Here is an 18,863-nt window from a genome sequence, read left to right on the forward strand (position 1 = left end):
CGAGCGTAGCGAAGCAATCCAGGGCGGCGCTCAACTGCCCTGGATTGCTTCGCTACGCTCGCAATGACGAAACTTGGGGCCTATCGCGCGAACGCCTTCACCTCCGCCAGACGGATTGCGCGGCCCTTCGCTGGCGTCATCGACACGCGCAACTTCCCGGTCTCGACCGCAGGCCACGTCACCCGCGTCACCCCGTTGGCAAGCGGCTTCACCGGCGCGCCGACCTGTTGCCAGCGGCCCTCGCGCCAGACCTCGACGCTGACCCTGCGCGGTGCAGCAAAACGTGCAGCATCGGCGAAGAACGCCAGCTCGGCGCCGCCCAGCGAAACCGTCTTGCCGAAGTCCAGCGCATACCACTGCGGCTTGCCAGAGGCGTCCGAGTCCCAGCCATTCGGCAGTTCCGGGTAGAACCACGCGCGGCCATCGACCGCATCGTGCAGCTTCTCCGCATCGGTGCCGGACGAGGCGCTGGCCTTGGGGAAACCGCTGCGCACGAGCTGCACCGCAAGGTTTTCCTCACGCACGATCGGCGCGTTGGCCTTGCGCGTAACGGGCACCTCGATCCGGCCGAGGTCGGCGCGGCGGGCGACTTCGACCCCGTCCACCATGACGGCGAGGCCCTTGCCATAGCGTGTGCCCTTCGCGTCCCATGTCACCGAGACTTCGTGCCCGTGGTACGGCACCCGCTCGATGCGGAACCAGTCGAGGCCCTCCTGCAACGGATTGACCTCCAGCACATCGTCGCTGCGCGGGCGGATGCCGACGAGGCCGGTCAGGATCAGGTCGATGTAGCCCGAGTGGAAGTAGTGGTGGCTGCGGTCCAGCCCGACGATCGGCTTGCCGGTCTCCGGGTCGTAGTCTTCTTCCAGATCGAGCTTGTCGCCCTGATAATGCAGCGCCGTATACTGGCGCAGCATCGCCATCCAGTCGGCGCGGGAAATGGGACCGTGCGCCTCGTAATGGTCGAGCAGATTGGCCATCGCGGTCAGCACCTGCGTCGTCTGGTAGGGCCAGATCGGGCCGTTCCACTGGCACTCGGGGTCCGGGCCGAGGTAGCGGTACTGGCGCATGTAGTATTCGTAAGTCTTCTCGACGGTGCGCATCCCGGCCTTGCCCGCCAGCGATCCCGGATCGGTCAGGTGCGCCCATGCTGCAGCATATTTCGCATCGTCGGGGACGAGATCGAACATCCACGGCAGGTAGCCAACGAGTTCGCGATTGCGGATCGGCTCCCAGTATTTGACGTGTTCGTTGGTAATCTGGTGGCGGTCGGTGAAATGCTGCAGCTTCGGGTTCCACAAGTCCGCCAGCACACGCGCCTTCAAGGCCTCGGCGCGGGCGGCATATTCCTTCGCCATCGCCGCGTCGCCCGCCATCTGCGCCATGCGCGACAAGGCGCGGGCATTGGCGAACATGTAGGCGTTGACCGAAGGCCGGAACGCATCACCGCCCCTAAAGCCGTCCTTGCCGCCCGAGGCGTCGATCGAGGACACCGTGTACTCGGTCGCGTCCAGCAGCGGCTCGACGAAATACAGGCCCTTGTCGAAGTCGAACTTCTCGTCCCACAGGCGGTAGACGTGGCGCATCGTCTTCAGGTGCGCGAGCAATGCCTCGCGGTCGCCGTCCACCAGGTAGCGGCCCCATACCGAGTCCGCCATGTGGTCGGTGAAGTGGCGGTCGTTGCCGCCCTCGTACATGAAGTTGATGTAGTCGTCGGTGAAGCGCCGGTCGTTCAGCCAGCGGCCTTCGGCGATGTGGAAGCCGCTCGCGTCGTTGAGGCTGGCGTAAGGTTCGCGCTGCCAGTCGACGTCGTCGGCGAACTCGGTGGTGATGTAGCCCTGCGTGCCCAGATCGCGCTGGTGCGCACGGAACAGGCCCCAGCGGTAGTAGTAGACCGCGTCGATCTTCGCGTCCGAGGATTCGAAGAAGGGAATCCGCCCCTCGTACCACGCCGCGTCATTGCCGTAGCGGGCCTCGGCGATGGCCTCATGGTCCATCGGCGGGCTGGCGGCAGCGGCAAGCAGCGCCATGAAGGGCAGCGCCGCGAGGGCCAGTTTCTTGTGCACGTCAACGGTCCTTCCGTGAACGGCCCAAGCTGAGGGGGCTTCGACAAGCTCAGCCTGAGCGGGATTTAAAGACCTGTTCTCAAACCCGCTCAGGCTGAGCTTGTCGAAGCCCCCGCCGACAGCACCGGTCCCGGAACCTGTCCGGGACGGCACGTTGAAGCAATCGGAAGGGCGGCCGGTCCGTATCGGGTGTTGGGAGAGGAAGGAACTCCGACCCGTCCCGGCCGCCCTGAGCGGGGCACGCTGCGAGGAATGGCGTTCCCGCAGCGTGCCTCGCCGTATCAGTCGAACTTGAAGCGCACGCCCACCGCGAAAGTGCGGTCGATCAGCAGCGTGCTGGAGTTGAACTGCTGCGCGTTACCGACGTCGCCGAACTTGTAGTAGTTCTGCTGCTTCGCCTTGGTGAGGTTAACTGCGTCGAAGGTCACGCCGATATCGTCGTTGACGTTCCACGTCAGCTGCAGGTCGAGGCTCTTTTCAGGCGCGCGCCAGAAGCCGATCGGGTTCGCGAAGGAGCGGCCCTCGTTGCTCTGGAGGAAGCCCTTGCGCCAGATGTACGACAGGCGGGCACCGATCGGGCCGTTGTCGTAGGCCAGCGTCGCGTTGTACGACAGCTTCGACACGCCGAAGAACGCCGACTTGGTGGAGCCGGTGATCTCGCCCTGGGTGTTGACGACCGGGATCGTCTGCTCGGAGTCGAGGATCGTGGCGCTGCCGGTGAAGCCGAGGCCGTTGAGCGGGCCGGGCAGATAGGTCGGGAAGTAGGTCAGGCCCAGTTCCACGCCCTTCAGCACGCCGTCGGAGGCATTGACCGGACGGGTGATGTTGAACGTCTCGGTGTAGGTCTCGTTACGCGGCAGGTAGTTGTCCGGGATGATCTCGCGGCCCGTGAGCGGCACGACCAGCCCGTTGATCTCGCGGCGGAAGGCCGTCGCGTAGATCGCGCTGTTGCGCTCGAAGTACCATTCGATCGCAAGGTCGAAGTTCTTCGAATGGGTCGCGGTCAGGTTGGCGTTGCCCGCGCTGCCGGTGCCGAAGCCGATGCGCGACAAGTCGCCCGTCAGCGTGACGTTGGGGTTGAGATCGCCGAAGGCCGGACGGCGCAGCGTCTCGCCGTAGTTGAAACGGATGCGCAGGTTGTCAGTGATGCCGTAGCGCGCGGTGAACGAGGGCAGCCACTTGGCCGAGCCGGTCGAAACCCCGGTGCGGGCGAAGCCGTTGCCGCGATCGAAGTATTCGTAGTCGGTATCGATCTGCACATAGCGCACACCGGCCTGCAGCTGCAGCGGGCGGCCGAACAGTTCGATCTCGCCGTCCGCCATGAGGTAGGCGGCGGTATTGATCTCGCCGATGCCGAAGACGTGGCCGAAGCTCAGCTGGTCGGACAGCAGCAGCCCCGGGTTGACCGCCCGGTACAGGGTGCGGACCGCATCCTTGTCCATGGTGCGCGGATCGGCGAGGACCCAGCTGGTCGGAATGTCGGCGCGGCCGTCGAAGAAGCCGCTGTTGGTGAACGGCGTACCCTGCCCGAACTGGTCGAGCGTCACGCCCGGCAGGCCGCCCGCGCCCTGGTCACGCACGTAGCTGTCGGCCTTGCGGTCGTCGTAGCGGAAGCCCGCCTTGATGCGGCGCAAGAAGCCTTCGTCCCACTCGTACTCGCCGTCGAGCATCACGGTCAGCGCGCTGCCCTTGTTCTTCGTGCCGCTGTCGAACAGGTTGCCCACGGTCCACGCCGAAGCGTCGGTCAGGACGCCCGGATTGCCGAAGCTGTACGAAGGCAGGCCGCCACCGGCGTTGAAGTCCACGTCGATGTCGAGCGGCGCGCGATCGGTACGGATGGCGAAGAACGAGGTCTCGTTCTTGCTGTCCTGATAGGCGACGTCGGCCGTGATCTTGCCGCGATCGGCCACGTCCCACTTGGCGTTGAAGGCGTAGACATAGCTGTCGGTCTTGTTGGTCGAATAGTCGCCGCTGTTGAAGCCTGCGACCGCACCGGCCTGACGCGACTTGATGATGTTGGTGCCGTCATACAGCTCGAAGCTGTTGGCGACGTCAGCGGGCAGGTTGCCCCACCAGTCGACGAAGCTGAAGTTCAGGCTGTTGAAGGTCTTGCCCCGGAAGCCGGTGTAGAACACTTCGGCGGTGTAGACCGAGCGATCGTTCGGCGCCCACTGCAGCGCGGCGTTGACCGACGGGCGCGTGCGCTTGCCGTAGAGGTCGGAGGCGATCACCGCGTCGCGCGACAGGTAGTACGGCGTCTCGACACCGTTGATGTTCAGCGTCGAGCCGGGCGCGATCGGCAGGCCCGCGTCGAGTCCAGGCGTCCAGTTCTGGTTGCGGTCACCCGGGAAGATTCGCTCCAGCGGGGTCAGGCCGGAACCTGCAGGCGGGGTCTCGGTGGCGAACGGCACCATGGCGCCCGCCTGCAGGTTCTGGTTGCGATATTCGGCGCGGGTGTAGCTGGCGTTCACGAGGAAGCCGATCTCGCCGATGCCGGTGTCCCACTTGTCCGCCACGAGCAACGCGACGTTGGGGTTGGCCTTGTCGGCCAGCTCCGAATAGATGCCGCGCGCAAGGCCCGAGATGGTGAAGCCGTCGAAGTCGAGCGGACGGCGCGTCTGTACGTCGATCTGCCCGGCAAGGCCGGTCTCGATCTGGTCGGCCGAGCGGGTCTTGTAGACGTCGATCTTCTTGACGAGGTTGGCCGAGATGTCCTGCAGCGCGAACGAGGTGCCCGCCGCCGTGAAGATGTTGCGGCCGTTCAGCGTGGTCAGCGGATCGGTCAGGCCGCGGATGGTGATCGTCGCGGCTTCACCGCCGGCACGGTCGGTGACCTGAATGCCGGTGACGCGCTGCAGCGCCTCGACCACATTGTTGTCGGGCAGCTTGCCCACGTCCTCGGCGACGATCGAGTCGACGATCTGGACATTGTCCTTGCGGCTGTTGATGGCACCGACGATGGACGCGCGCACGCCGGTGACGATGATGTCTTCGGCGCTGGCATCATCTGCAGCGGCCTGAGGCGCGGTGCCCTGCGGAGCAGCGTCCTGAGCCTGCGCGACGGAGGCGAAGCCGAGAGCGAGAACGGATGCGGTGCAAAATGCGAATGGCTTGAACGCCATGATCAACCCTCCCAAGGGGGCTGGCCGATACCATGCCCCGAAACTGTGTGCCGCCTGATTATTAGTCGGACTATTTAGACGCAAGAGGAAAATGCATTGCTCCGACAAAAAGGATGCAGAGATGTGGCATATGGAGCGCACTTGTCGCTTTAGCGGGCGCATTCCCGGGCATCGACGTGCGATTAAATCAGACAATTAAACGCCATCGTCCCGGAGTTGATCCGGGACCGCTGGCCGTGAACAGCCCACCTCCCAGCAGGGTGCTTCCGGGCCAGCGTCCTCCTAAAGACCGCCACCGGTCCCGGATCAAGTCCGGGACGACGGCAGGCTCAATCCGCCAGCCAAGCCACGCTGGCGTCATAGGCGTCGGCCAGCACCACCCGGTCCCCGGCATGGGCGAGCGCCCTGCCCTCGAACGCGGACGAGGCGAAGCGCACGGTGCCGCTCGCCGGGCCGACCTCGCGGCGGAAACGGGCCGCCTCGGTCGCAGAGAGCGGCACGAGAGATACCGAGCCGTCGCCCCCGGCGACAAGGCAATGGTCCGGCTTGAGGATCGGCACCAGTTGCACGGTGCCCTCGCCCGCCTCGACCGAGCGGAACTGCGTCTGCGGCAACGAGGCATCGCTCACCGAAAGGCGCGCGCCCTCGGCAGCCAGCCGCACGGTGCGGCGCACGGCGGGGATGAAGCGCTCCGGCAGCGCACCATTGCCCACCGGCACGCCGAAATCCGGATTGCCGTTGCCGTCGAAATAGAGGCGCTGAATGCGGGTGTGACGATCGGGGTTGAACAGTGGGTCGCCCTCGATCTTCTCGTAGTCGCGGCCGTGGTAGACGAGGATGTCGCGGCCCTGCTCGTCCGTGGTGAAGCTGTTGTGGCCGGGGCCGTAGACAGAGGTTTCACGGCAGGTGACGAAGACCGGCTCCGGCGACTTGGTCCAGGCGCGCGGGTCCATCAGGTTGTCGGTCTCGCCGATCGACAGCAGCCCCAGGCAATAGCGCGCATCGGTGGCACTGGCCGAATAGCTCATGAACAGGCGGCCGTTCTTGACGATGACGGCCGGTGCCTCGGCGACCTTGTAGCCGCGCACTTCCCAGTCGAGCGTCGGCACCGTCAGGCGCGCTGCGGGCGCGGACAGGGTCAGCGCGTCCTTCATCGGCGCGATGTAGAGGTTGGAATTGGTCTCGATCCCCGGCTCGCGCTGCGCCCACGCGAAGTAGCGCACGCCCCGGTGGACGAAGCTGGTGGAATCGAGGTTGAAGCTGTCCCACGGCGCCTTGAATTCGCCCAGCACCGACCAGCCCCCGGTCATCGGGTCCGGCCCGTCGCAGACCACTGCATACGTGCGGATGCGGAACACGTCCTCGCCGCCGCCGCTGGGGCCGGCAGCGAAGTACATCACCCACTTGCCGGCGATCAGGTGCAGTTCGGGCGCCCACAGGAAGCCCGACATCGGCCCGCTCGATTCGTGGTGCCACAACACCCGCTCCTCGGCATCGGTGAGCCCGGCGAGGGTCTTCGAACGGCGCAGCACGAGGCGGTCGTACTCGGGCACAGAGCCGGTCATGTAGTACCAGCCGTCCTCGTGCAGGAACACCTGTGCGTCGGCCCGGCGCTTCACCAGCGGGTTGATCGCACCGGGGACATCAGGGGTCTGCGAGGTGCCGATCACGCTCTTGCCCGGCGCGGTGCAAGCGATCGGAAGCAGCGATGCAGCAGTGGCGAAGTTGCGACGCGACAGGGGGAAGTTCATCATGGCCTCTCCGGCGGTTCTGGTACGTTATGGTCGTGTTAGGTGCCGTTAGGCCCCCGTTGGGTGCCACCTTGAAAAAGGACGCCCCGGCCTTGGTTCAGGGCCGAAACCGGGGCGCCGTCAGGTGGGTGTTCAGTACTCGGCGACGGGCCAGCCGTCCGCGTCCCACCGCAGCGGCGCGATGCGCAGCGTGGGGCGGCCGTCGGCTTCCTTGTCGTAGGCGTGGTAGACGAGGTAGGTCGTGCCGTCCTTGTTAGTGAAGGCTCCGGCATGGCCGGGCCCGCGGAAACGCTGCTTTTCCTTCAGGTCGGAGCGCAGCAGGATGGTCCCCTCGCCCTCCATCATCGAACTGCCGTCACGGCCGAGATAAGGGCCGGTGATCTTTTTCGAGCGACCGACGACGGTGTAATACGTCGAGTTCACGCCCTTGCAGCAATAGTCGTAGGACGCGATCAGGAAGTACCAGCCGCCGTGCGGAATGATGAACGGCGCCTCTACCGGCGCCGCCGCTCCCGCAGGCGCGCGGCGGCGGGCGATGGAGTACGGTTCGGTGCCGGGCACGACCTTGCCGGTCTTCGCATCGAGCGGGAACAGCTTGAGACCGCTCCAGAAACTACCGAGCGACAGCCACTGGCGCCCCTGCGCATCGACGACGAAGTTGGGATCGATGGCGTTGAAGTCATCGTCCTTCGTGGACATGACGACGAGGCCATGATCCTGCCATTTCGCCTTCGGCCCCAGCGTCTTGCTGGTCGCGAGACCGATCGCCGAACGGTTGGAGCCGAAGGTCGAGACCGAATAGTACAGTCGGTATTCGCCGTTCACATACGAAATATCCGGCGCCCAGATACCTTCGGTTCCGGGAACAGCATCTTTCGCCCACGCCGGTATTTCGGAGAACACCGAACCGGCATCCTTCCACACCTTCAGGTCGGTCGAGGTCTTGATGCCGATATACTTGCCCACGGTGCTGAACACGTAATACGTGTCCCCCTCGCGGATGATGACCGGATCATGCACGACAAGGTCGCCGGAAAGCTGCGAATTCAGCGTCCCGGCACCCTTCTCGCCGACCTGCTGGGCGCTCGCGGAACTGGCAAGAGCCAGCGCCGCGAGACCGAGGAAGGCCGCCTTCATCACTGCAGTTCCAGCACCACCACCGACTTCGCCGGCAGCGTCACGACCATCTGGCCGCCCTGCACGCTCGCCCCGGTGAAGGCGGCGGGCTTGACGACGTCAGGCGCGTCGAAGGTGTTGTGCGAATTGATCGCCGAGCCCGTCAGAATACGGCCGGAAACCGCCGTTGCGCTAACGCCGTCGAGCTTGATCGTCACCGTGTTCGACTGGTTCGGATCGAGGTTCGACAGCGCGACATGCACCTTGCCGTCCTTCGCCTTCACCGCCGAGCCGCTGACCGCAGGCATGGTGAATTCGTCCTTGGAATACCACGGCGACTTGATCTCGAGCGGCAGCACGGTGGCGTCCTGCCAGGGCTTGTACATCTCGAAGACGTGGTAGGTGGGGGTCAGCACCATCTTGCTGCCCTGCGTGAAGATCATCGCCTGGAGCACGTTCACCATCTGCGCGATGGCGGTCATGCGCACACGGTCGGCGTGCTTCGCAAAGATGTCGAGGTGCACAGAGGCGATCAGCGCATCACGCAAGGTGTTCTGCTGCCTCAGGAATCCGGGGTGCGTCCCCTCGTCCTGCGCATACCACGAACCCCACTCGTCAACCGCGAGGAAGATGCGCTTCTCGGGATCGTACTTGTCCATGATCGCCGAGTGCTTGGTGATCAGTTCGTCCATGTGCCGCGCGCCGTTCAGCGCATCGGCCCAGCCGTACTCGTCGAAGTTCACTGCAGGCGCACGCGGCGGCCAGCCACCGGCGGGGTGGACGTAATAGTGCAGCGAGACGCCGTCGAGCTGGTTCGCCGCGACGCGCATCATCGTCTCGGTCCAGTTGTAGTCGTCGACGTTGGCGCCGGCCGCGACCTTCAGGATCTTGGTCCCGGCGGGCGGCTTGATGAAGGTGGCATAGCGGCGCGTCTCGTCCGCCGCGAACTCGGGGCGCATGTTGCCGCCGCAGCCCCACAGCTCGTTTCCGACGCCGAAGTACTTGACCTTCCACGGTTCCTTGTGGCCGTTCTTGGCGCGCTCATCCGCCAGCGAACCGGCGGGCGAGGTCATGTATTCGACCCATTCGGCCATTTCGCGCGGAGTGCCGTTGCCGACGTTGCCCGCGACATAGGCCTCGGCGCCGACCTGTCGGATCAGCTCGAAGAACTCGTGCGTGCCGACCGCGTTTGGCTCGGTCACGCCGCCCCAGTGGGTGTTGATCTTGACCGGGCGCTTGGCCTGTGGGCCGATGCCTTCACGCCAGTTGTATTCGTCGGCGAAGCAGCCGCCGGGCCAGCGGATCACCGGAACCGACAAGTCCTTCAGCGCCTTGACGACGTCGTTGCGGAAGCCGTTGGTATTGGGGATCTTGCTGCCTTTGCCGACCCACAGGCCGCCATAGATGCCCTCGCCCAGATGCTCGGCGAACTGGGTGAAGACGTCCTTGTTGTAGACCGGGCCGGGCTTGCCGCCCTCGATCGTGGCGGTGGTGGGCTGGCCACCCGTATCGGCCGAAGCCGTCTGGCTCAGGGGCGCGGAAAGCACCGTCGCTGCCATCAGCATGGCGAGCGACGTGCGGCGGAAGAACTTAGTCATTTCAGTCCCCTCCCTAGGGAATCAATCGTGGAATTCGTCCACCAGCTTGCGGTGGCCGCGCAGGAATGCGTCGGCGACGAGTCGCAGCGGCGCCACGTCCACGTCGCTGCGGCCACCCCGGATGAGGCTGGCGAAGCGCGCGTAGAGGCCCGGATATTCCATGTCTTCGGCATGCTCGGTGCCGCTCGGAAGCGTCAGCACCGCGCCGCCGTTCGACAGCTTGAGGGTTCCTTCGTCCGTCTCTACGACGATGTCCCACGACTGCGGGCCGGTCTGCCGCCAGTCGAGGTCCATGTGGATCGGCGCGCCAGCGGTGTCGCGGAACTCGATGTCGGCGGCGATCGGCGCGGCACGGTTGGCCGGGATCTCCAGCGTCGCACCCTGCAGGAACATCGGGCGCGGCAGGATGTGCGTGACGATCGAAAGCGCATTGATGCCCGGATCGAACACGCCAAGGCCGCCCGGCTCCCAGATCCAGGCCTGGCCCGGATGCCACACGCGCACGTCCTCGCGCCACACGATCGAAACCTTCTCGATCTTGCGGTCGGACAGCCACGCGCGCGCCGGGGCCACGCCCGCCGCAAAGCGCGAGTGCCACGAGGCGAACAGCGTCGCGCCGACCTTCTCGGCGCGGCTTTCCAGCGCCACGACTTCGGACAGCGTCGCGCCCGGCGGCTTTTCGAGGAACACGTGCATGCCCTTCGACAGCGCCTGCACGGCAAGGTCATAGCGGACCTGCGGCGGCGTGCAGAGCGCCACCGCATCGATCGCCGGACCATTCGCGATCAGTTCGTCGAGGCTCTTCGCGTGGGGCACGCCCTCGACGCCCGGATCACGCGGGCTGACGGTGGCGGCGAGGCTGAACGCCTTGTTCCCGGCGATGGCGGGAAGGTGCTGGTCGCGGGCGATCTTGCCCACGCCCACCACCGCAATGCGGATCGGGTCCATCGATCAGAGCGCCTTCACCGCGAAGGCGCGCTCGGGAACGCGGACCAGCCTGTTGGCGACCGGCAGCGTGAAAGGTGCGGCCGAAATCTCGAACACGTCGCCTTCCTGCGTCTGCACGCCGTCGCTGAACGAAAGCGTCGCGGTGCCGAAAAAGTGGACATGCACGTCGCCCGCGCGGCGGAACAGGTCGTACTTGAAGTGGTGATGCTCAAGGTTCGCGAACGTATGCGACATGTTACCCTCGCCCGAGAGGAAGGGCTTTTCCCAGATCGTCTCGCCACCCCGGATGACCTTGCTGGTGCCCTCGATATGCGAGGGCGGCGTGCCGAGCAGCAGCTCTGGGCCGAGCGCGGCCTGACGCAGCTTCGAGTGGGCCAGCCACAGGTAGTTGTGACGCTCGGTAACGTGGTCCGAATACTCGTTGGCAAGCGCGAGGCCGAGGCGGTAGGCAGTGCCGTCCTCGCCGATCAGGTAGATGCCTGCGAGTTCGGGCTCCTCGCCGCCGTCCTTGGCGAAGGCAGGCATTTCGAGGTCGTCGGTCGGGCCGACGAGCTGCGAGCCGTCGCCCTTGTAGAACCATTCCGGCTGCTGGCCGACTTCGCCCGGCGCGGGCTTGCCGCCTTCGAGGCCTTCCAGGAACATGCGCATGGAGTCGGTCGGCTTCTCCTCGGAAGCGGCCGCCTTATGCATCTTGTCGCGACCCTCGGCCGAGCCGAGGTGCGTCAGGCCAGTGCCCGCGAGCAGCAGGTGTGCGCCGTCCTCGTGGTCGATCGGCGCGAGCAGGCGGCCCGCCGCGAACTCGGCGGCGATATCGACGGCTTCGCCCTGCCCGGCATCCTTGGCGGCCTCGGCAAGCGTCTGGCCCGCAGCGATCGCGCCAAGCGCGAGTTCACGCACCGAGGCGATGCCCGGTAGGAAATGCGCGGCATCACCGTCGGCGAGAATGACGGAACGAACGCCCTCGGCGCTCAGGTGCTGGAGCAGGCGAAGATAAGTCATGGGTACTCTCCCAAAGGCGGCGCGCTTCTTGAGAGCGCGCCGCCCGGATGGTTGGATCAGATCAGTTGAGGGTCAGAGTGCCATCGATCAGGCGCGGGGCGCCGTCACCGAAGGCATCGTCACGCAGTTCGGCCGGAAGCAGCCCCTGCGCAAAGTTCTGGTAGCTGACCGGACGCAGGTAGCGGTCGATCGCCATGCTGCCGACCGACGTGGTGCGCGGGTCGGAAGTCGAGGGGAACGGGCCGCCGTGGACCATCGCGTGGCACACTTCGACGCCGGTGGGCCAGCCGTTGACGAGGATGCGGCCGACCTTGCGCTCCAGCACCGGCAGGACGCGGGCGGCGGCGCCCTCGTCGGCATCGTCCATGTGGAGGGTTGCGGTCAGCTGGCCTTCAAGGCCTTCGAGTACGGTCAGCAGCTCGGCTTCGTCCTTGCAGCGCACGACGATCGAGGAGGCGCCGAACACTTCGTCGCCCGCCGCCTTGTCCGCAAGGAACTGCGCGGCCGAGGTCTGGAACAGGATCGCGCCGCCGGTGGTGACGCTGCCCTCTTCGCCCTTGGCCAGCGTTTCGACGCCGGGAAGAGCTTGGAGCGCAGCGACGCCCTTGGCGTACGCTGCGGCGATGCCGGTGGTCAGCATGGTCTGCGGCTTGGCTTCCGACACGCCGGTGGTGGCGGCGGTTACGAAGGCATCCAGCCCCTCGCCCTCGACGGCAAGGATCAGGCCGGGATTGGTGCAGAACTGGCCTGCACCCATCGTCAGCGAGCCGACGAAAGCCGCGCCGAGCACTTCGCCGCGCGCCTTGAGCGCCTCGGGAAGCAGCAGGACGGGGTTGATGCTCGACATTTCGGCATAGACCGGGATCGGCACTTCGCGCGCCTGCGCGAGCCTGGCGAGAGCAAGACCGCCGCCACGCGAACCGGTGAAGCCGACCGCCATGATCGCCGGGTGCTGCACGAGCGCCGCGCCCAGTTCGTTCGAGGGACCGACGAGGTGCTGGAACACGCCCTCGGGCAGACCCGCATCCTTCACCGCCTTGGTGATGGCGGCAGCGATCAGCGCGCCGGTGACCGGGTGCGCCGGGTGGCCCTTGACGACGACCGGGCAGCCCGCCGCCAGCGCCGAAGCGGTGTCACCACCCGCCGTCGAGAACGCGAGCGGGAAGTTCGAGGCGCCGAACACTGCGACCGGACCGACCGGGATCATGCGCAAGCGCAGGTCCGGACGCGGCAGCGGCGCGCGGTCGGGCAGCGCGGGATCGATACGAAGCTGCTGCCACTGGCCTTTGCGCACGACGTCGGCGAACAGGCGCAGCTGACCACAGGTACGACCACGCTCACCCTCGCCGCGACCGCGCGGCAGGCCGCTCTCGGCGATGTAGGCTTCGATCAGCGGCTCACCGATCGCCATGATCTCGTCAGCGATTCGCTCGAGAAACGCAGCGCGCGTCTCGCGATCGGTGGCGCGGTAGGTGTCGAACGCAGCAGCCGCGGCGGCGCAGGCAGCGGCCACATCAGCGGTGGTGCTGATGGCGAGCGGCTCACCCTGAGGCTCACCGGTAGCGGCGACGATGGAACGAAATTCAGTCATTGGGCACTCCCTATTTACTCCGACATATTTCCTGTGCGAGCGAAACGCAATGTTTGTCGTTCCTTCTCGTGCAAACCGCTGTTAGTTTCGCTCCCGGAGGAGCCCATACCTGTGCCAGATGCCGATTTGACGACCGCCGACGAAAACATCAAACAGGGCGAGGAAGCCCGAGGCCCCGGCCGCAGACTGCACGGAGCCATTGCACACAAGCTCGGCACCGCCATCTTGTCAGGCAAATATGCTCCCGGCGACATTCTGTCGGGCGAAGTCGCCTTCGCCGAGGAACTGCAGGTCTCCCGGAGCGCCTACCGCGAGGCGATCCAGGTGCTCACCGCCAAGGGCCTCGTCGCGAGCCGCCCCAAGGCCGGCACGCGCGTCCTCCCGCGTGATCGCTGGAACCTGCTCGACCCCGAAGTGCTCGGCTGGGCCTTCGCAGGCGAGCCCGACATCGAATTCGTCCGCAGCCTGTTCGAACTGCGCGCCATCGTCGAACCCGCCGCTGCCCGCCTCGCCGCCCAACGCCGAGATAAGGCCGACCTGAAAGCGATGAAGGACGCCCTCACCGCCATGCGCCGCCATACCCTCACCACCGAGGCCGGACGCGCCGCTGACCGCGACTTTCACAAGGCCATCCTTCAGGCGACGCGCAACGACGCGCTTCTGACCCTCAGCGCCTCGATCGGCGCGGCAGTGAACTGGACCACGCAGTTCAAGCAACGCGCCCGCGCCCTGCCGCGCAATCCGATCCCGGATCACGTCAAGGTCTACGACGCGATCGCCGCAGGGGATGCTGCTGCTGCTGCGGAGGCGATGAACGTGCTGGTGGATCTGGCTCTGGAAGATACGCGTAGCTCGATGGAAGATTGAACAAGGGGAATTCGCAGGGGTTTACCACCCCTGCACCCCGTATATCGTCGAGGTCACGCGCGCCGCCTCCTCATCCACGAGGGTGAGCCGGGAGACTGAATAGCCTGCGGCGCAATAGAGCACCGAGACTGCTGCGCGCACCTCGTCGCCAAGTCCACGGGGTGCAGGGGTGGTAAACCCCTGCGACTTCCTCTTGCTTCTTAAACAAAAAAAGCCCCGACGATCTCTCGCCGGGGCTTTTTTGCGTGCCTGAAGCGTTATTCGAAAGTCGCTTCCGGCGGCGGCACCGCGTTGGTCGGCTTGCTGCCCCACAGGGCGTAAAACAGCACGTAGAGTTCGCAAGCCGCCGTCAGCAGGAACGAGGTCTGCAGGCCGTAGTTGTCGGCCAGCCAGCCCTGCACCACGACCAGAGCGCCACCTGCGATCGCCATGACGAGCAGGCCGGAACCTTCCTCGGTCAGCGGGCCGAGGCCCTTGATGCCGAGGGTGAAGATGGTCGGGAACATGATCGAGTGGAACAGGCCGACGAGGATCAGCGACCACATCGCCACTTCGCCGTGGGCGAACACCGTCACCATCATCACCGCGAAGGCCCCGATCGAGAAGAATGCCAGCACCTTGCCCGCGTCGAAGCGCTGCATGACCAGCGACCCGGCGAAGCGACCGACCATCATGCCGCCCCACAGGAACGACAGGTACTTGCCGGCCTGCTCATGCGTCAGGTTGGCGATGTCAGGCTGGCTGACGAAGTTCACGAAGAGGTTGGCGACGCCGATTTCCGCGATCAGATAGATGAAGATCGCGGGCACGCCGAACACCAGGTTGCGGTGGTTCCAGAGCGAGAGGTGCTTGCGCTCCTCCTTGGCGGCGCGCGAGTCGGCCGAACCCATAGCGGGCAGCGGGAACTTGGCGATGATGACCGCGAGGATCACCAGCACCACGGCGACGAGCGCGTAAGGCAGGATCACCGAGTGGGCGTCCGCCATGCGCTCGGCTTCGGTCAGGACGGTCCCGGCGGTCGCCGTGCCACCCTTGGAACGACCGAGGATCAGGTAGGCCCCGAAGAGCGGCGCCAGCATCGTGCCCGCCGAGTTCAGCGCCTGCACCAGATTGAGGCGCGAGGACGCGGTCTCCGGTTTGCCGACGACAGCGACGTAGGGGTTCGCGGCCACCTGCAGTAGGGTGATGCCGCTGGCGATGACGAACAGCATGACGAGCGTGACGCCGTAGGACGGGATGCTCGCTGCCAGCATCATGCCGCATGCGCCTGCAGCCATGATGAGCAGGCCCGCGACGAGCGACTTCTGATAGCCGATCCGCTCGATCAGCTTGGCTGACGGGATCGAGGCCACGAAGTAGGCGATGAACCATACCGATTCGATCAGTGTCGTCTGGGTGTAGCTCAGCTCGAATACGCTGCGCAGGTGCGGCAGCAGCGTATTGTTGATGACGGTGATGAAGCCCCACATGAAGAACAGGCTGGCGAGCAGCGTAAGCGCGGGACCGTAGCGCACGCCTGCGGGCTGGGCGTGCAGCACCGGGGCGTCGGTGGATGAGACCACTGGGGGCATGACATTCCTCTCGATAGCGACGCCGGACGACCACTTGTACCGTGAACCGGCTTGCGCTCTTTCTATTTGTCGGACTATATGCGCGAAGCGGCGTCGTCAATGGGGCGCGTCTTCGTACAAGAATCGAAATCTCACCGAAATGCGGGAGCTAAGGGAATGAGGAATCCGGTCAAGGCCATCACGACGGCAGCGTCGGTTCTGGCACTGGCATTCGGCGCCAATGCCGCGCTGGCCACCGAAGCGACGCAGGCGAGCGCGGGCAAGCTGTCGAACGGCAGCGAAGTCACCGCGGTGACGCTGACGGCAGGTAACGGCGTTTCCGCCACGATCCTGACCTTCGGCGCGACGCTGTGGAAGCTGAATGCGCCCGATCGCGACGGCAAGACCGCCGACGTCCTCGTCGCCTACGACAAGCTCTCCGACTTCGAGACGCGCCCGAACTTCTGGGGCGCAACCATCGGCCGCTACGGCAACCGCATCGCCGACGGCAAGTTCACGCTCGATGGCAAGACCTACCAGCTTCCCGGCAACGACCACGGCCAGTCGCTCCACGGCGGCGGCAAGGGCTTCGATGTGCAGAACTGGAAGCTCGAATCGGTGAAGTCGGGCAAGGTGGCGACGGCGGTGTTCTCGCTGGTCAGCCCTGACGGCGATTCCGGCTACCCCGGCACCGTGAAGGCGAAGGTCACCTATTCGCTCGACGAATCCGGCAACCTGCAGATCGTCTTCGACGCGACGACCGACAAGCCGACCGTGCTCAACATGACCAACCACGCCATCTTCAATATGGCGGGCGAAGGGTCGGAGCGCGATGCGATGACCAACGTGCTCACCCTCCCGGCGAGCAAGTACACTCCCGTCAACGAAAAGCTGATCCCGACCGGCGAACTGCGCGCCGTCGAGGGCACGCCGTTCGACTTCCGCAACGGCAAGCCGGTCGCCGTGGGCCTGCGCGACGGCAACGACCAGCAGATCGTCTACGGGCGCGGCTTCGATCACAACTTCGCGCTCGACAAGGGCCAGACCAAGACCCCCGAACTCGCCGCCCGCCTAGAAGACCCCGTCTCGGGCCGCGTGCTGGAACTGCTGACGACCGAGCCTGGCGTCCAGTTCTACTCCGGCAACTTCCTCGACGGCACCTTCATCGGCAAGCAGGGCCACCTCTACCGCATGGGCGACGGCATCGCGCTGGAACCGCAGAAGTTCCCCGACAGCCCCAACCACGCCAACTTCCCGAGCACCCGCGTCGATCCCGGCAAGCCGTACCGGCATGTCATGATCTACCGCGTCACCACTTCTCCGCGCTGAACCGGACCAAAGAAAACAACCATGACCGAAACCCCTGCTCCCAAGCTGCGCTCGCGCGCCTGGTTCGACAATCCCGACAACATCGACATGACCTCGCTCTACCTGGAGCGATATCTGAACTTCGGCCTCAGCCTTGAAGAACTGCGTTCGGGCAAGCCGATCATCGGCATCGCCCAGTCGGGCAGCGACCTTAGCCCGTGCAATCGCCACCACCTCGTGCTGGCCGAGCGCATCCGCGAAGGCATCCGCGAGATGGGCGGCATCGCTCTGGAATTCCCGGTCCACCCGATCCAGGAAACCGGCAAGCGGCCCACCGCCGGGCTCGACCGAAACCTGTCGTACCTTGGCCTCGTCGAGGCGCTCTACGGCTACCCGCTCGACGGCGTGGTGCTGACCACCGGCTGCGACAAGACGACCCCGGCGATGCTCATGGCCGCCGCGACCGTCAATATCCCCGCCATTGCGTTGTCGGTCGGCCCGATGCTCAACGGCTGGCACAAAGGCGAGCGCACCGGTTCGGGCACGATCGTCTGGAAGGGCCGTCAGATGATGGCGGCGGGCGAACTGGACGCGGACGGCTTCATCAAGCTCGTCGCCTCCTCGGCGCCCTCGACCGGCTACTGCAACACGATGGGCACGGCGACGACGATGAACTCGCTGGCCGAGGCGCTGGGCATGATGCTGCCCGGCTCGGCGGCGATCCCCGCGCCTTACCGCGACCGCCAGGAATGCGCCTACCACACCGGCAAGCGCATCGTCGACATGGTGCGCGAGGACCTCAAGCCCTCGGACATCCTGACCCTCGACGCCTTCCACAACGCGATCGTCGTCAACGCCGCGATCGGCGGTTCGACCAACGCGCCGATCCACCTGGCAGCCCTCGCCCGCCACGTCGGCGTGGACCTGCCGCTCAAGGACTGGGAGCGCCTTGGCCACAAGATCCCGCTGCTGGTGAACCTGCAGCCCGCCGGTGAGTATCTGGGCGAGGACTACTACCACGCGGGCGGCGTCCCCGCCGTCGTCGCGCAGTTGATCGGCCAGGGACTGATCCAGGAGAGCGCCCTCACCGTCAACGGCAAGACCATCGGCGACAACTGCCGTGACGCCACGATCGAGGACGCCAAGGTCATCAAGACCTTCGACGATCCGCTGGTCGAGGAAGCGGGCTTCCTCGTCCTGTCGGGCAACCTGTTCGACGCGGCGATCATGAAGACCAGCGTGATCTCCAAGGAGTTCCGCGACCGCTACCTCTCGAACCCCGAAGACCCGGACGCCTTCGAAGGCCCCGCCGTGGTGTTCGACGGTCCCGAGGACTACCACCACCGCATCGACGATCCCTCGGTCGGCATCACCCCCGAGACGCTGATGTTCATGCGCGGCGCGGGGCCGATCGGTTACCCCGGCGCGGCTGAAGTCGTGAACATGCGCCCGCCCGCCTACCTCATCACCGAGGGCGTCAGCGCCCTGCCCTGCATCGGCGACGGCCGCCAGTCGGGCACTTCGGGGAGCCCGTCGATCCTCAACGCCTCGCCGGAAGCGGCGGCGATGGGCGGCCTCGCGCTGCTCCGGACCGGCGACCGGGTGCGCATGGACCTCAAGGCAGGCAAAGTGGACGTGCTGATCTCCGACGAGGAGATGGCGACGCGCCGTGCCGAGATGGAGGCCGCAGGCGGCTACCAGTACCCCGCCTCGCAGACGCCGTGGCAGGAAATCCAGCGCGCCCTCGTGGGGCAGATGGATACCGGCGCAATCCTCGAGGGCGCGGAAAAGTACCAGCGCATCGCCCAGACCATGGGCCTGCCGCGCGACAACCACTGAGGCCGCGAAGAGGCCCGCCCCCAACCCCTCCCGCAAGCGGGAGGGAAGACATGAAGATACCCCTCCCGCTTGCGGGAGGGGCAGTGAGACTTGGTCCGCAGGACCTAG

The 18,863-nt window shown here is 65.9% G+C and carries 12 protein-coding genes; 3 read left to right on the plus strand and 9 right to left on the minus strand.

Going from position 1 to position 18,863, the window contains the following annotated elements; all coding sequences use genetic code 11:
* Positions 1-80: 80 nt before the first annotated feature.
* The 8 genes from BES08_RS06850 to BES08_RS06885 form a co-directional block, all read right to left on the minus strand.
* Positions 81-2,066, minus strand: a complete 1,986-nt coding sequence (locus tag BES08_RS06850; protein ID WP_231958193.1) for an MGH1-like glycoside hydrolase domain-containing protein — start codon at positions 2,064-2,066, stop codon at positions 81-83.
* A gap of 281 nt (positions 2,067-2,347) precedes the next feature.
* Entirely contained in the window at positions 2,348-5,188 is a 2,841-nt protein-coding gene (locus tag BES08_RS06855) for a TonB-dependent receptor (RefSeq protein ID WP_008830213.1), read from the minus strand.
* A gap of 329 nt (positions 5,189-5,517) precedes the next feature.
* Complete coding sequence (locus tag BES08_RS06860) at positions 5,518-6,939, minus strand: glycoside hydrolase family 43 protein (protein ID WP_036524822.1); 1,422 nt, start codon at positions 6,937-6,939, stop codon at positions 5,518-5,520.
* A gap of 132 nt (positions 6,940-7,071) precedes the next feature.
* The gene (locus tag BES08_RS06865; RefSeq protein ID WP_008830211.1) at positions 7,072-8,076 is read right to left on the minus strand and encodes an arabinan endo-1,5-alpha-L-arabinosidase; all 1,005 of its coding nucleotides are present in this window, start codon (positions 8,074-8,076) and stop codon (positions 7,072-7,074) included.
* Complete coding sequence (locus BES08_RS06870) at positions 8,076-9,653, minus strand: alpha-N-arabinofuranosidase (RefSeq protein WP_008830210.1); 1,578 nt, start codon at positions 9,651-9,653, stop codon at positions 8,076-8,078. The genes BES08_RS06865 and BES08_RS06870 overlap by 1 nt, the downstream gene beginning before the upstream one ends.
* A 21-nt stretch (positions 9,654-9,674) precedes the next feature.
* Positions 9,675-10,601, minus strand: coding sequence for a Gfo/Idh/MocA family protein (locus BES08_RS06875; protein WP_008830209.1), 927 nt, complete (start codon positions 10,599-10,601; stop codon positions 9,675-9,677).
* Between the two features lie 3 nt (positions 10,602-10,604).
* On the minus strand, positions 10,605-11,600 hold the full coding sequence (araD1, locus tag BES08_RS06880; protein WP_008830208.1) for an AraD1 family protein: 996 nt from the start codon (positions 11,598-11,600) through the stop codon (positions 10,605-10,607).
* 61 nt (positions 11,601-11,661) lie between these two features.
* A complete protein-coding gene (locus BES08_RS06885; protein WP_036524262.1) occupies positions 11,662-13,191 on the minus strand; it encodes an aldehyde dehydrogenase (NADP(+)) in 1,530 nt (509 codons plus the stop codon).
* Between the two features lie 111 nt (positions 13,192-13,302).
* Between BES08_RS06885 and BES08_RS06890 the strand changes: the two genes are divergently transcribed.
* Positions 13,303-14,058 (plus strand): FadR/GntR family transcriptional regulator, encoded by a 756-nt coding sequence (locus BES08_RS06890; protein ID WP_008829560.1) that lies wholly within the window; start codon positions 13,303-13,305, stop codon positions 14,056-14,058.
* Between the two features lie 257 nt (positions 14,059-14,315).
* Here the strand turns inward: BES08_RS06890 and BES08_RS06895 are convergent, their stop codons facing one another.
* On the minus strand, positions 14,316-15,629 hold the full coding sequence (locus tag BES08_RS06895; RefSeq protein ID WP_036524260.1) for a sugar MFS transporter: 1,314 nt from the start codon (positions 15,627-15,629) through the stop codon (positions 14,316-14,318).
* A gap of 156 nt (positions 15,630-15,785) precedes the next feature.
* Between BES08_RS06895 and BES08_RS06900 the strand changes: the two genes are divergently transcribed.
* Both BES08_RS06900 and BES08_RS06905 read left to right on the plus strand, forming a co-directional pair.
* Positions 15,786-16,937, plus strand: coding sequence for an aldose epimerase family protein (locus tag BES08_RS06900; protein WP_008829562.1), 1,152 nt, complete (start codon positions 15,786-15,788; stop codon positions 16,935-16,937).
* A gap of 21 nt (positions 16,938-16,958) precedes the next feature.
* Complete coding sequence (locus BES08_RS06905; RefSeq protein WP_008829563.1) at positions 16,959-18,755, plus strand: IlvD/Edd family dehydratase; 1,797 nt, start codon at positions 16,959-16,961, stop codon at positions 18,753-18,755.
* Positions 18,756-18,863 lie beyond the last annotated feature (108 nt).

The sequence above is a fragment of the Novosphingobium resinovorum genome (assembly GCF_001742225.1).
GTDB classification, from domain to species: domain Bacteria; phylum Pseudomonadota; class Alphaproteobacteria; order Sphingomonadales; family Sphingomonadaceae; genus Novosphingobium; species Novosphingobium resinovorum_A.

Coding starts and splice junctions, on each gene's coding strand:
- BES08_RS06860 (WP_036524822.1), bottom strand. CDS start 6,939: ATGAACTTCCCCCTGTCGCGTCGCAACTTCGCCACTGCTGCATCGCTG.
- BES08_RS06895 (WP_036524260.1), bottom strand. CDS start 15,629: ATGCCCCCAGTGGTCTCATCCACCGACGCCCCGGTGCTGCACGCCCAG.
- BES08_RS06870 (WP_008830210.1), bottom strand. CDS start 9,653: ATGACTAAGTTCTTCCGCCGCACGTCGCTCGCCATGCTGATGGCAGCG.
- araD1 (WP_008830208.1), bottom strand. CDS start 11,600: ATGACTTATCTTCGCCTGCTCCAGCACCTGAGCGCCGAGGGCGTTCGT.
- BES08_RS06875 (WP_008830209.1), bottom strand. CDS start 10,601: ATGGACCCGATCCGCATTGCGGTGGTGGGCGTGGGCAAGATCGCCCGC.
- BES08_RS06865 (WP_008830211.1), bottom strand. CDS start 8,076: ATGAAGGCGGCCTTCCTCGGTCTCGCGGCGCTGGCTCTTGCCAGTTCC.
- BES08_RS06885 (WP_036524262.1), bottom strand. CDS start 13,191: ATGACTGAATTTCGTTCCATCGTCGCCGCTACCGGTGAGCCTCAGGGT.
- BES08_RS06905 (WP_008829563.1), top strand. CDS start 16,959: ATGACCGAAACCCCTGCTCCCAAGCTGCGCTCGCGCGCCTGGTTCGAC.
- BES08_RS06900 (WP_008829562.1), top strand. CDS start 15,786: ATGAGGAATCCGGTCAAGGCCATCACGACGGCAGCGTCGGTTCTGGCA.
- BES08_RS06855 (WP_008830213.1), bottom strand. CDS start 5,188: ATGGCGTTCAAGCCATTCGCATTTTGCACCGCATCCGTTCTCGCTCTC.